Genomic DNA, 12,581 nt, shown 5'->3' with positions numbered 1-12,581 from the left:
CGGGGTGCCCAAGCCCTCCGCCGGGTCAGCGTTCGGCGTCGAGTGGGTCCAGGTCGTCGTCGCCCAGATCGTCGCCCAGGGCGTCGTCCAGGACGCCGCGGACCGGGAAGCGCTCGTCGTCGGGTTCCTCGTCGAAGACCGTGCTGACGTCGAAGCGGCAGACGATCTGCTGCGGGTCCGCCTGCTCGAAGGGCGTGTCGAGCCACTCCCCCGGTTCGGCCGGAGTGTCCGCCGCGGTCACCCACAGCGTGGAGTCGCCCTCGTCGAGGCCGAACTCCTTGTACCGGGAGGCGATCTCGTCCGGCTCGAACTCGCCGAACAGCACGCCCAGCGCGGCATGCACGCTGCCGCCGACCACCCCCGCGGCGGACGCCTTGTCCGCCTCGGTCTCCGCCTCCAGGTCGGCGACCCGTTGGGCCTGTGCGAGCAGCCGCTGCGGCTGGGCCACCGCGTAGTCCCGGCGGATCAGCACACTGAGCGCGCTCGGCTCGTCGGGCCCGGTGTACGGCGGCAGGGTGTCCTCGGCCCCTGGGATCTCGAACGGCGTGACCTCGTCATACCGGTCGTAGAGGACTTCGTCGTACGCCTCGGCCGCCGCGGCCAGCTCGTTGAACGCGTCGTAGACGGCCTGGTCGTCCTCCCCCGACCGGCTCTCGACCGCCGCCAGGTGACGGTCGAGAGCCGCCTTGACCGCTTCGGCGGCGGCGCGTACCTCGGCAGCGGTGGGCTGCGCAGCATCAGACATAGTGCAGACGCTATCCGTACCAGGGTGTTGCCCGCACAATAGATGCCGATGCCGGAATACGAATTTGTCGACGTGTACGTTCCGCGCGGGGTCTCCCGCAAGGAAGCGACCCGTCTCCTCACCGACCACGCGGAGTACGGGCACTGGGAGTTGGACCGACTGAGCCTCCACCGGGACGGCAGTCGCAGGGTGCGGCTGCGGCGGCGGATCATCCGCCAGCTGCGCGCCACCTGGTGACGGCGGACCACGGGCGGAAACGGAGTGGGCCCCGCCGCGGGGGGGCCCACTCCGTTCACGGTGTCACTCGCGGCTACGCCGCGCGGCGTGCCCTGCGGTACAGGACGGCGCCCGCGAGGAGCAGCCCCGCGCCCGCGGGCACGACGACGCCGACCGGCAGGTCGCTGCCGGTCTGCGCGAGCCGCTCGGAGCCCTTGGGCGGGGTGACGACCTGCGTTTCCGGCCCGTCCTGCGCCACCGGCTTGTTCGGCTCCGGGCTCTCGGGGACCTCCGGTGTCTTCGGTGTGCCGGGGGTCTCCGGCTTCTTCGGGGGCTCCGGGTCGGTGTCGTCCGCGGGGGGCGGCGCCTCACCGGAGTCGTTGACGCAGTCGTTGCCCGTCGTGCCGTTGCCGAGACCGCCGACGGTCACGGTGTTCCCGCAGGCGTTGACGGGTACGGTGACGGGCGCCTGGATGACGTTGCCGGAGCCGATGCCGGGTGAACCGGTGCTGCCGCCTTCGGCGTTGGACCCGCCGCCAGACGGCGCGCCCTGGTCCGCGCCGCCGCTGCCGCCCGAGCCGTCGTCGCCGCCACCGTCGCCGGAGTCCTGGCCGGAGCCGCCGTCCGCGTTACCCGTGGAACCGCCCGTCGAACCGCCCGCGGAGCCGCCGCCGGAGTCGTTGGCGCAGCTGTTGCCCATCGCCGGGTTGAGCAGCCCGATGATGTTCACGGTGTTGCCGCAGACGTTGATCGGAGCGTTCACGGGAGCCTGAACGGTGTTGCCGGACAGCACACCGGGCGAATCCGACGCGGCGCCGTCCGCGCCCGAGTCGGCGTGCGCGTAGCCGCCGCTCGCGGCGAGCACGCCGCCCGCGGCCGCCACGGTGATCAGGCCCTTGCGTGTGATCTGTCGCATTGCTTCGTTCCCTGCCTTCCGCCTTCCGGATGACGCACGGACCTGCTGACCCGTGCGGGGAATGCCGATCGGCCCCGGAGTGCATGGCTCGCACTCCGGGGCCGATGAGCTCAGACCCTCATGGGGTGGGTCACAACGTCACTGGTTGACACAGGTGTTGCCGAAGGCGGGGTTCAGCAGCCCGATCACGGAGATCGTGTTGCCGCAGACGTTCACCGGCACGTGGACGGGGACCTGCACGACGTTGCCCGAGAGCACGCCGGGAGAGTGCACCGCGGCACCCTGCGCACCCGCGTCGGCGACGGCCGCGCCCGCACCAGCGAGCACGAGACCACCGGTGACAGCCGCGGCAGCAGCGACCTTCTTGATCATTGTTCCTCCTAGTTGGCAAATGCAGTCCCAGCTGCGGACTGCACACCTTGTAACGAGGAGGGAGTAATCAAGCTACGAGCTTACGAGTTCGTTCACTCGTCTCAGTCAGCACGGAACACGCTAGCGATTACGGAAGGATCTCCCCGGTGCCGCGCGGCACGGCGGGCGTCCGCGCTCAGCAGGCGTCGATGAACCGGTCGAGCACCCGCGCCCCGAACTTCAGCCCGTCCACCGGGACGCGCTCGTCCACACCGTGGAACATGCCCGCGAAGTCCAGCTCCGGCGGCAGCTTCAGCGGCGCGAACCCGAAGCAGCGGATGCCGAGGTCGTCGAAGGACTTGGCGTCGGTGCCGCCGGACAGCATGTACGGCACGGCGCGCGCGATCGGGTCCTCCGCCTTGAGCGCCGACTGGATGGCGTCGACCAGCCTGCCGTCGAAGTCGGTTTCCAGCGCCTTGTCCGCGTGGACGTCCTCACGCTGGACGCGGGGGCCCAGGATCCGGTCCAGATCGGCCAGGAACTCCTCCTCGTAGCCGGGCAGGAAGCGCCCGTCCACATGGGCGGTGGCCTGTCCGGGGATGACGTTCACCTTGTATCCGGCGCCGAGCATGGTGGGCGCCGCGGAGTTGCGCAGCGTCGCCCCGACCATCTTGGCGATGCCGCCGAGCTTGGCGAGCGTGGCCTCCATGTCCTCGGGGTCGAGCTCGGTGCCGAGCGCGTCCGAGAGCTCGTCGAGGAAGGACCGTACGGTCTTGGTGGGCCGCACCGGCCACTGGTGGCGGCCGAGCCGCCCGACCGCCTCGCAGAGTTCGGTGATGGCGTTGTCACTGTTGGTCATCGAGCCGTGGCCCGCCGTGCCGTCGACGGTGAGGCGCATCCAGTGCATGCCCTTCTGCGCCGTCTCGATCAGATAGAGCCGCAGTTCCTCGTTGACCGTGAAGGAGAAGCCGCCGACCTCGCCGATGCCCTCGGTGACGCCGTCGAACAGGTCGGGGTGCTTGTCGACCAGGTGCCGCGCGCCGTAGGTGCCGCCCGCCTCCTCGTCGGCGAGGAAGGCCAGCACGATGTCCCGCGGCGGCTTGCGGCCGCTGCGCAGCCGGTCGCGTACGACCGCGAGGGTCATCGCGTCCATGTCCTTCATGTCGACCGCGCCCCGGCCCCACACACAGCCGTCCGCGATCTCGCCGGAGAACGGGTGGTGCGTCCAGTCGTCGGCGTTGGCCGGTACGACGTCGGTGTGCCCGTGGATGAGCAGCGCGGGCCGCGAGGGGTCCTCGCCCTCGATCCGCGCCACCGTGGAGGCGCGTCCCGGATGGGACTCGATGATCTGCGGTTCGAGGCCGACCTCGGCGAGCTTCTCGGCGACGTACTCGGCGGCCTTGCGCTCGCCGGGGCCCGAGTGGTCGCCGTAGTTGCTGGTGTCGATCCGGATCAGGTCACGGCACAGGTCCACGACCTCGTCCTGGCCCGACACGGGCTCGGCCGCCCCGTCCTGCTTCGCCCTGCTCGACTCGCTCACGCTGCTTCCTCCCGCAGTTGCCGCTGGTGGTCCCTTGCCATCCTCCCGCGCGGACCGCGCGGGCCCAAGGCCGGGACCCGGCCGTCTCACGCCTGGCGGTCCGGCGCGAGACGGCCGGCGGTGTGATCAGGGTGCTCGGAATGTTTGCTATGGTTTTCCACGTCGCCGCGGGAGACCGGGGCCGACAGACACCTGGTCCGGGTGGCGGAATGGCAGACGCGCTAGCTTGAGGTGCTAGTGCCCTTTATCGGGCGTGGGGGTTCAAGTCCCCCCTCGGACACCGCGAGAACGCGGGTCGTGACTTCACGGTCACGGCCCGCGTTCTGCTGTCGGCACCTGGCTGACGGCACCCGACCGACGGCGCTCGGCTGACGGCGGGCTGGTGCGGCTGTGCACAATGGGCGGCATGTCTCGCCGCGCCTCCCGCTCCCCTCGCGCCTCTCGTATCCCTCGTACCCCTGACGCTCCTGTCGTGGGGGCCGCCTCGCCCTGCCCCTGCGGGCTGTCCGCGTCGTACGGCGCGTGCTGCGGGCGGCTGCACTCCGGTGCGGCGAAGGCCGCCACGCCCGAGGCTCTGATGCGGTCCCGGTACAGCGCGTTCGCGGTCGCGGACGAGGCGTACCTGCTGCGGACCTGGCACCCCGACACCCGGCCGCCCGGCATCAGCCTGGACAGCGGCACCCGCTGGGCGGGCCTGGAGATCCTGGCGACCACCGAGGGCAGCGCCTTCCACCGTACAGGGACGGTGACGTTCCGGGCCCGGTACACCGAGCGCGGGCGGCCCGGCTCGCTGTACGAGGTGAGCCGGTTCGCGCGGCTCGACGGGGACTGGGTCTACGTGGACGGGGACACGCGTCAGCAGCCGCCGTCCAGCTAGGGCGTGTACCGGAAGTCCCTTCGTCGCCCGATCGGACCAATCAAGGCCAAAAAGGGCACGTCAAGGGGGGTTCCCGAGCACCCTGTCCGGGTCAGGCATCATGAGGGCGACGTGCGCCGAGGCGGAGAGGGTTGAGTGTCATGGAGGCCGACCGGGTCGTGGTGGTGATGGGCGTGTCCGGTGCGGGCAAGTCCGCCGTCGGGGAGCTGCTCGCGGCTGAGCTGGACGTCCCGTACGCGGAGGCCGACGGCTTCCATCCGGCGGCGAACCTCGCCAAGATGGCGTTCGGCACTCCGCTGGAGGACGAGGACCGCTGGCCGTGGCTCGACTCGATCGCCGAGTGGGTCAAGGAGCAGGAGGGGCACGGCGGGGTGGTCAGCTGCTCGGCCCTCAAGCGCGCCTACCGCGACCGGCTGCGGGCGGCGGCGCCCGGTCTCGCGTTCGTGCATCTGAGCGGCGACCGTGCGCTGATCGCCGAGCGGCAGGCGGCGCGCGAGGACCATTTCATGCCGAGCTCGCTGCTCGACTCGCAGTTCGCGGCGCTGGAGCCGCTGGGGTCGGACGAGACGGGGGTCACCGTCGATGTGGCCCCGTCGCCCAAGGAGATCGCGACACACGCCGCGACCGAGCTGCGCGAGCTGTAGCCAGGCGCGCCGCCCCCCTGTCCGGTCCTAGGGCCTGCCCCCGGTCCTAGGGCCTGTCCGGCGGGTCCTAGGGCCTGTCCGGCGGCTTCCAGAGCGGGTGTTCCCGCTTCGCCCAGTCCCGCGATACGGTGCCGGTCCGCAGGCCGCGGCGGGCCTCGGGATCGCCGATGGCCATGCCGATGTGCCCGGCGATGACGACGCCCACCGCCAGCGCCAGCCAGTCGTGGACGAAGGTCGCCCCGGTACGCCAGGCCAACGGCGTCAGGCCCGTGAACCACATCAGCAGCCCGGTGCCCAGCAGGACCAGGACGGCCCCGGCGATCCAGCCCGCGTACGACTTCTGTCCGGCGTTGAACTTCCCGGCGGGGCGTCGGCCCTTGGCGCGCATCAGCGCGGCCCACAGCCAGTCCCGGTCGTGCGGGCCGAAGCGGTTCAGGCGGCGCAGGTCGGCGCGGAACGCGCGGGAGGCGAGTCCGGCCAGGAAGGGCGCCGGCAGCAGCAGCCCCGACCACTGGTGCACGGTGACCACCAGGTGGCGGCGGCCCACCAGTTGGGCGAGCTGGGGCACGTACAGACAGGCGGCCGAGAACAGGCAGACGCCCATCAGCACGGCGGTGGTGCGGTGCACCCAGCGCTCGGCGCGGGTGAACCGGCGTACGCGGGCGGGCTCTTCGGGCCGTGCGGGATCAGACGGTGGGGGCGTCGTCGCGGCCGTTGGACCGGCCGACCCAGGCGTCGACGTCATAGCCGCGCTCCTCCCAGTAGCCGGGGCGCACCTCGTCGGTGACGGTGATCCCGGACAGCCATTTGGCGGACTTGTAGAAGTACATGGGCGCGACGTACAGCCGCGCCGGGCCGCCGTGCGCGTGGCTGAGCGGCTCGTCCCTCATCCGCAGCGCCACCAGGACGTCGTCGCGGCGGGCCTGCCGCAGCGTGAGGCTCTCGCTGTACGTTCCGTCGAAGCAGGTGAAGCGCACGGCCCGGCCCGCTGGGCGCACTCCGGCGGCGTCCAGGAGGTCCCGGAGCCGTACGCCCTCGAAGGGGGTCTCGGGCACCCGCCAGCCGGTGACGCACTGGACGTCGCGGACGATCCGGGTCTGCGGCAGCGCGCGCAGCCGGTCGAGGGTGTAGTCGGCCGGGCGTTCGACCAGGCCGTCGACCGTCAGCCGGTAGGTGTCGGCGTTCTTCCGCGGGACCGACGAGGCGACCGAGTAGTAGCGGAACCCGCCGCCCGCGGGCAGCAGTTCGGTCAGTCCGGTGGGGTCCTTCTGGGCGATGGTCTCGACGGCGCGTTGCAGCAGCGGCGCGGCGCCGATGCCGACGGCGCCGAGGCCGAGCATGCCGAGGACGATCCGGCGGCCGACGGGCTTGCCGGTTTCCGCGCGGCCTGGGTCCGCGCGGCCTGGGTCCGCGTCGTACGGGGAGTGGCTCACCCTTCCGAGTTGAGCACCCGCGGCCGCTGGAGGCCAGGGGCCGCGGGTCGACGTCAGACTTCCGTCATTCTTGTACCGCGCGAGGTCACACGCGAAGTCACACGCGAGGTCACACGCGGGGTCATACGGAGGTGGTCGCGGACTCGCGCGACTCCGCGGCCTTCTCCAGCTGGAACGCCTCGTTGCCGAGCCCGATCCGGGCGTGCAGTGCGGGGTTTCTGGTGCGCAGCACCGCCCCGTACACCAGGCCGGTCACGGCGGCCGCGGCGATGATGCCGGGCAGGACCCAGCGCAGGGCCGAGCCGGGGCCCGAGTCGACCAGGACGGCGAAGTCCTTGACGGTGTAGACGGCGATGGTCGCGAGGGCGAGCCCGGCGACGGCGGCCGCGGCCAGGCGCCAGATCTGGACGCGGGCGGCGCCGCGCCGGACGAAGAAGGCGATCACGGCGGCGGACGCGGTGGCCATCAGGGTGATGACGCCGAGCGCGCCCACGTTGCCCATCCAGGTGAACAGCTTCAGTACGGGTGTGGTGGGGTCGCCGACCGGGCCGTCGTCGGTGATCGCGAAGGCGAGGACGATGACGAGGGAGACGCCGGTCTGCAGCAGGGACCCGGTGCCGGGGGCGCCGCTGGCGGAGTTGGTACGGCCGAAGGCGGCGGGCAGCAGGCCCTCGCGGCCCATGGCGAAGGCGTACCGGGCGACGACGTTGTGGAAGCTGAGCAGGGCGGCGAACATGCCGGTGAGGAACAGGACGTGCAGGACGTCGGTGAAGGTGCCGCCCAGCCTGGTCTCGGTGAGGGCGAACAGCAGGTTGGGGCCCTGCTCCGCGGAGGAGCCGACGATCGAGGAGGGACCGGCGGCGACGGTGAGCGCCCAGGAGCTGAAGGCGAGGAACAGCGCGGCGAAGCCCACCGCCAGGAACATCACGCGGGAGACGACGACATGCGGGCGGCTGGTCTCCTCCGCGTACACCGGGGCCTGCTCGAAGCCGACGAACGCGGCGAAGCAGAAGCACAGGGCGGTGCCGAGTCCGGCGCCGGTGAGGGTGTCGGGGTTGAAGGCGTGCAGGGACAGGCCCTCCTTCGCCGGGTCGGCGACGGCGGCGAAGTTGAAGATGACCACCAGGGCGACCTCGATGAGCAGCATTACGCCGAGCACCTTGGCGTTGAGGTCGATCTTCAGCCAGCCGAGTGCGCCGACCACGGCGACGGCCAGCAGCGCCGGTATCCACCAGGCGAGTTCGGTGTCGAGGTAGAGGTCGAAGAGCACGGAGACCTCGAAGCCGAAGATGCCGTAGACGCCGACCTGCATGGCGGAGTAGGCGACGAGCGCCACCAGGGAGGCCCCGACGCCCGCCGTGCCGCCGAGGCCGCGTGCGATGTAGGCGTAGAAGGCGCCCGCGTTGTGGACGTGTCGGCTCATCTCGGCGTATCCGACGCTGAACAGGATCAGGACCACGCCGAGCGCCACGAAGAGCAGCGGGGTGCCGACGATCCCCATCACGCCGAATGTCGTAGGCATGACACCCGCGACGACCAGCAGGGGCGCACTGGCGGCCAGCACGGAGAGCAGCAGGCCCAGGGTGCCCAGGCGCCCCGCGCGCAGGGCGCTGCCCTGCCCTTTGAAGGTGTTGATGCTGCTGTCCTCAGTGGTACGCGGTCTGCCGGTAGTCATGGCAGGGGGTGTCCTTTCCTCAGATCAGGCGGGGCGAACGGGTGGCGCAGACGGGTGGCGCATGGGTCAGGCGGAGCCGAGCGCGGCCGCGCGCGCGGCGCGGAAGGCCGCGGCCGGGTCGCGGTCCGGGTAGGCCCAGGGCTCCCAGGTCCCCTGCGGGCCGATCCGGTGGAACAGCGCGGCCGCCTCCGCCGCCCGGCCCTCGCAGAACTTGGCGTGGGCGAGGAAGTTGAGGTCGATCCGGTTCCTCGGGTGGGCGCCGCCGCCCCACTCGAGCCACCAGTCGAAGGCGGCCTTCATCACCAGGCGGGCGCGGCGGCCGGTCCAGTGCCCGGAGGCCACGGGGTCGGCCGGTTCGCTGCCGACCGTGGCGAGCACCCGGTACCGCTCGGCGTGCGCCACCACGGGCAGCACCGCCAACGGCGATCCTGGCTGGGCCTGTTCGGCCGCCCAGGAGGCGAAGTCGTACACCTCGTGCAGCGGGTCCTGCCCGGCCCCCGTACGGCGCTCGGCCAGCCGGGCGGCCATCAGGTGGTGGGCGTGGTGGTGCTCGGGGTGGCGGTGGCGCACCTCGTCGAACAGCTGGACCACCTCCTGCTCGGTGCCGAGCGTGCGGGCGAGGATGAGCAGGGCGAGCCAGGGCGTGGGATCGGGCGCGGCCAGTGCGGCGGCGGCGCGGCAGGCCTCCCGCGCCCGTTCGGCGCGTTCCTTGCCGCGCAGCGCCCGGAAGACGGCCGCGCAGGCGGCCAGTGCGGCGGCGTCCGCGCTCTCCGGTTCCGCGAGTCGCCACTCCTGGGCCCAGGATCCGGTGGACCGCGGCTGGCCCAGGACGACGAGGCGGTGTCCTCGGCGGTCCCAGTCGTCGCCCGTTTCGGCGAGCAGCGAACGGACCTCGGTCCAGCGCCCCCGGTCCAGCGCGGCACGCGCGGCGACCAGTTCGGTGTCGTCGAGTGCGGGGTCGAAACCCGGTGCGCCCCGTCTCCGGGAACGCCCCAGGGGTGGTGGCGGGGACAGCGGGTTTCCTCCACTGAGCGAGCGGCGAGCGGATGATCACGCACAGCAAACCGGTAGTGACAGCTCCGCGTCAAGACCGGTCTGGACCTGTCCGGCCGTCCAACTCCGTCCTCGCGTCCGCCAGTTGGCTTCCCACCTGCGCGGACACTCATTCCGGCCACGTGCGCGTACGCTGGCGGAATGTCTGACCTCTCGGCGCTTCCGCCCTTCGAGCTCGCCTTTCCGGGACCGTTGCGCGACAAGCTGGTCGCCGCTGTCCTGTCCGGGGCGAAGACGGCGACCACCGGGCTGCTGGCCCACTACGAGGCCGAGGGTGAGGAACTGCCGACGCCGGGGACGCGGAGCGTCCTGGTCGACTCGGACGGGCGCGGCGTCGCCGTGGTGGAGACCACCGAGGTGCGGACGCTGCCGCTCGCGGACGTCGGGTCGCGGCACGCGATCGACGAAGGCGAGGGCTACCGGAGCGTGGCGCGGTGGCGCGCCGCGCACGAGCGGTTCTGGCACAGCCCCGAGTCGCTGGAAGCGCTCGGCGACCCGGAGTTCCGCGTCGGCGATACGACGCCGGTCGTCACCGAACGCTTCCGGGTCGCCGAACGGATCGATCCGCCCGCCTGCTTGGATGGCGGGCATGAGCGCTGACGAACTGCTGGACATCGTCGACGAGCACGACCGGGTCGTCGGACAGGCCAGGCGCGATGTGGCCTATCGCGAGCGATTGCGGCACCGGGCCGTGTTCGTGCTGGCACGGGACGCCGACGGCCGGGTGTTCGTCCACCGCAGGACGGACACCAAACTGGTGTTCCCCTCGTTGTGCGACATGTTCGTGGGCGGCGTGGTCGGCGCGGGTGAGTCCTACGACGCGGCGGCGCTCCGCGAGGCCGAGGAGGAGCTCGGCGTCACGGGGCTGCCGCGCCCGCGGCCGCTGTTCAAGTTCCTGTACGACACCGAGGAGCACAGCTGGTGGTCGCACCTCTACGAGGTGCGCTGCGTGCTACCGGTGCGGCCCCAGGCGGAGGAGGTCGCCTGGCATGCCTTCCTGGACGAGAGTGAGCTGCGGCGACGGCTCGCCGACTGGGAGTGGGTGCCGGACGGGCTCGCGGCGTATGAGCGGCTCCTGGCGTTTCGCGCGGGGCGGGACCAGTCGGCGACGGGCTGAGCAACCGGTGACGGGCCGAGCGGCCCGCGGGGCCGAGCGGCCCGCGGGGCCGAGCGGCCGGCGGGGTCGAGCGGCCGCGCCCTCCGCGGGCGGCGGGGGTAGGGTCGTAAGGTGATCAACTTCGTGACGTCGCTCCGGCTGTGGTTCTCCCCGCGGCGCGTCCGCGAGGAGGGCGAGACCCCCGATTACCGCTTCTCACTCGCCAATGAGCGCACCTTCCTGGCCTGGGTCCGTACGTCCATGGCGCTGGTGGCGGGCGGCTTCGCCGTGAACCAGTTCCTGCCGGACCTGCGCTGGGGCTGGCGGGTGGGCCTCGCGGTGTCGCTGCTGGCGTTCGGCGCGCTGTGCGCGCTGCGCGCGGTGAACCACTGGCTGCGCTGCGAGCTGGCGATGCGGCGCGGCGAGGCGCTGCCCGCCTCCCGCTTTCCCGCCCTGTTGAGCATCGCGGTCGGCCTGGTGGCGGTGCTGATCACCGTGGCCGTGCTCGCCGGGTGGGTCGAGTGACCGGCGAGCCGCCCCGGCAGGCGCCGCTGCCCGCGCCCGAGCGGGACGCCGGGCTGCAGCCGGAGCGGACCCGGCTGGCCTGGCGGCGCACCACGCTGTCCTGCGCGGTGGCCGCGTCGCTGGCCGCCAGGCAGTCCCTGCGGGACGGGGGGTCCGGCGGGCTCGTGGCCCTGGCGGCCATCCTGGTGGTCTTCCTGGCCTTCCTGACGCTGACCCACTTCCGCATCCGTACGCTCACCGCGGTACGCCCGCGGGGTCTGCGCAGGCGGGAGGCGCTGGCCACGGCGGGGTGCGCGCTGGCGCTCGCGGCGTGTGCGGTGATGATCGTCGACTAGGGCGTCGCCCTCGCCGGTGTCGCCCGCGCCGGTGTCGCCCGCGGGGCGTATGTCCACTGTCCACGACGGTTTTCCGGCAAGGCACTGGACGCCATACCGACTGGTCGGCATGATGCTGAGTGGAGTCTGACCAGGAGGAGCGAACGTATGAGCTCAGACCAGCCCGCGGGCCTCGATCTCGACCGGCTGCGCGGCCATCTCGACCAGGAGCGGCCGGGCCTGCTGCGCGGACCGCTCACCGCGCGGCGGATCGAAGGCGGCCGGTCGAACCTCACCTACGCCGTGTCCGACGGCGCCTCCCGCTGGGTGGTGCGCAGGCCGCCGCTGGGGCATGTGCTGGCCACCGCGCACGACATGAAGCGCGAGCACCGGGTGATCAGCGCGCTGCACCCGACCGCGGTGCCGGTACCCCGGCCGCTGCTGCTGTGCGAGGACGACGCGGTACTCGGGGCGCCGTTCTACGTCATGGAGTACGTGGACGGCACCCCGTACCGCACCTCGCCTCAGCTCGCGGCGATCGGCCCCGAACGCACCAGGGACGCGGTGCTCGCCCTGGTGGACACGCTGGTCGAGCTGCACGCGGTCGACCCCGCCGAGGTCGGCCTCGCGGACTTCGGGCGGCCCGACGGCTTCCTGGACCGGCAGCTGAGGCGCTGGGGCAAGCAGCTGGACGCCTCGCGGGGCCGCGAGCTGGCCGGGATCGACGAGCTGCACGCCGCGCTCGGCCGCGCGCTGCCGGACTCCCCCGCGCCCGCGATCGTGCACGGCGACTACCGCCTGGACAACGTGCTGCTGGACGCGGACGACCGGATCGGCGCCGTACTCGACTGGGAGATGTCCACACTCGGCGACCCGCTGACCGACCTCGGGCTCCTCGTGATGTACAGCGAGCCGATTGAGCTGCCGGACTCGCCGATCAGCACCACCAGTTCGGCCCCCGGCCACCCGGCCCCGAGCGAGCTGGCCGAGCGGTACGCGGCCCTGTCGGGGCGGGATGTGTCGGCCGTCTCCTGGTACACGGCGTTCGCCTGGTTCAAGCTCGCCGTGATCCTGGAGGGCATCCACTGCCGCTACACGCTGGGCCAGACGGTCGGCGCCGGTTTCGACCGTATCGGCGAACTCGTCCCCGTCTTCATCGACCACGGCTTGACCACCCTCCAGGAAGGCTGACCCGT

General features: G+C 72.3%; 16 protein-coding genes and 1 tRNA gene. 9 read left to right on the top strand and 8 right to left on the bottom strand.

Features of this window, described 5'->3' with window-relative positions:
* Positions 1–25 precede the first annotated feature (25 nt).
* Positions 26–745, bottom strand: a complete 720-nt coding sequence (locus ACX6XY_RS10295) for a hypothetical protein (protein ID WP_460328410.1) — start codon at positions 743–745, stop codon at positions 26–28.
* 48 nt (positions 746–793) lie between these two features.
* Here ACX6XY_RS10295 and ACX6XY_RS10290 point away from each other — a divergent pair, with 48 nt between their 5' ends.
* A complete protein-coding gene (locus tag ACX6XY_RS10290; RefSeq protein ID WP_114041729.1) occupies positions 794–982 on the top strand; it encodes a DUF5703 family protein in 189 nt (62 codons plus the stop codon).
* A gap of 73 nt (positions 983–1,055) precedes the next feature.
* Here the strand turns inward: ACX6XY_RS10290 and ACX6XY_RS10285 are convergent, their stop codons facing one another.
* The 3 genes from ACX6XY_RS10285 to ACX6XY_RS10275 form a co-directional block, all read right to left on the bottom strand.
* Complete coding sequence (locus ACX6XY_RS10285) at positions 1,056–1,877, bottom strand: chaplin (RefSeq protein ID WP_460328408.1); 822 nt, start codon at positions 1,875–1,877, stop codon at positions 1,056–1,058.
* A gap of 138 nt (positions 1,878–2,015) precedes the next feature.
* On the bottom strand, positions 2,016–2,249 hold the full coding sequence (gene chpH, locus ACX6XY_RS10280; protein WP_460328406.1) for a chaplin ChpH: 234 nt from the start codon (positions 2,247–2,249) through the stop codon (positions 2,016–2,018).
* A 175-nt stretch (positions 2,250–2,424) separates the two neighbouring features.
* Entirely contained in the window at positions 2,425–3,768 is a 1,344-nt protein-coding gene (locus ACX6XY_RS10275) for a M20/M25/M40 family metallo-hydrolase (protein ID WP_460328404.1), read from the bottom strand.
* 195 nt (positions 3,769–3,963) lie between these two features.
* Between ACX6XY_RS10275 and ACX6XY_RS10270 the strand changes: the two genes are divergently transcribed.
* The 3 genes from ACX6XY_RS10270 to ACX6XY_RS10260 all read left to right on the top strand — a co-directional run bounded on the left by ACX6XY_RS10270 (position 3,964) and on the right by ACX6XY_RS10260 (position 5,289).
* Positions 3,964–4,048, top strand: a tRNA-Leu gene (locus tag ACX6XY_RS10270).
* A gap of 126 nt (positions 4,049–4,174) precedes the next feature.
* A complete protein-coding gene (locus ACX6XY_RS10265; protein WP_460328402.1) occupies positions 4,175–4,645 on the top strand; it encodes a YchJ family protein in 471 nt (156 codons plus the stop codon).
* Positions 4,646–4,785: 140 nt separating this feature from the next.
* Positions 4,786–5,289, top strand: coding sequence for a gluconokinase (locus ACX6XY_RS10260; RefSeq protein ID WP_460328462.1), 504 nt, complete (start codon positions 4,786–4,788; stop codon positions 5,287–5,289).
* A 67-nt stretch (positions 5,290–5,356) separates the two neighbouring features.
* Here ACX6XY_RS10260 and ACX6XY_RS10255 read toward each other — a convergent pair whose 3' ends face one another.
* The 4 genes from ACX6XY_RS10255 to ACX6XY_RS10240 form a co-directional block, all read right to left on the bottom strand.
* Positions 5,357–6,034 (bottom strand): cytochrome b/b6 domain-containing protein, encoded by a 678-nt coding sequence (locus ACX6XY_RS10255; RefSeq protein ID WP_460328400.1) that lies wholly within the window; start codon positions 6,032–6,034, stop codon positions 5,357–5,359.
* Positions 5,976–6,722, bottom strand: coding sequence for a molybdopterin-dependent oxidoreductase (locus ACX6XY_RS10250; RefSeq protein WP_460328398.1), 747 nt, complete (start codon positions 6,720–6,722; stop codon positions 5,976–5,978). The genes ACX6XY_RS10255 and ACX6XY_RS10250 overlap by 59 nt, the downstream gene beginning before the upstream one ends.
* A 121-nt stretch (positions 6,723–6,843) precedes the next feature.
* Entirely contained in the window at positions 6,844–8,397 is a 1,554-nt protein-coding gene (locus tag ACX6XY_RS10245) for an APC family permease (RefSeq protein ID WP_460328395.1), read from the bottom strand.
* Positions 8,398–8,463: 66 nt separating this feature from the next.
* Positions 8,464–9,411, bottom strand: coding sequence for a hypothetical protein (locus ACX6XY_RS10240; RefSeq protein ID WP_460328460.1), 948 nt, complete (start codon positions 9,409–9,411; stop codon positions 8,464–8,466).
* A gap of 180 nt (positions 9,412–9,591) precedes the next feature.
* Here ACX6XY_RS10240 and ACX6XY_RS10235 point away from each other — a divergent pair, with 180 nt between their 5' ends.
* The 5 genes from ACX6XY_RS10235 (at position 9,592) to ACX6XY_RS10215 (ending at position 12,576) form a co-directional block, all read left to right on the top strand.
* Positions 9,592–10,050, top strand: a complete 459-nt coding sequence (locus ACX6XY_RS10235) for an ASCH domain-containing protein (RefSeq protein WP_460328393.1) — start codon at positions 9,592–9,594, stop codon at positions 10,048–10,050.
* Positions 10,031–10,567: an NUDIX hydrolase gene (locus ACX6XY_RS10230; RefSeq protein ID WP_460328390.1), complete on the top strand. Its 537-nt coding sequence runs from the start codon at positions 10,031–10,033 to the stop codon at positions 10,565–10,567. The genes ACX6XY_RS10235 and ACX6XY_RS10230 overlap by 20 nt, the downstream gene beginning before the upstream one ends.
* Positions 10,568–10,678: 111 nt before the next feature.
* On the top strand, positions 10,679–11,071 hold the full coding sequence (locus ACX6XY_RS10225; RefSeq protein ID WP_460328388.1) for a YidH family protein: 393 nt from the start codon (positions 10,679–10,681) through the stop codon (positions 11,069–11,071).
* Positions 11,068–11,406 carry a DUF202 domain-containing protein gene (locus tag ACX6XY_RS10220; protein ID WP_460328385.1) on the top strand — a complete coding sequence of 113 codons (339 nt, stop codon included), beginning with the start codon at positions 11,068–11,070 and terminating at the stop codon, positions 11,404–11,406. The genes ACX6XY_RS10225 and ACX6XY_RS10220 overlap by 4 nt, the downstream gene beginning before the upstream one ends.
* A gap of 147 nt (positions 11,407–11,553) precedes the next feature.
* A complete protein-coding gene (locus ACX6XY_RS10215; protein ID WP_460328383.1) occupies positions 11,554–12,576 on the top strand; it encodes a phosphotransferase family protein in 1,023 nt (340 codons plus the stop codon).
* Positions 12,577–12,581 lie beyond the last annotated feature (5 nt).

Source organism: Streptomyces sp. O3 (genome assembly GCF_054788135.1).
The sequence above is the reverse complement of the archived record's forward strand: the minus strand, read 5'-3'. Positions and strand labels throughout refer to the sequence as shown.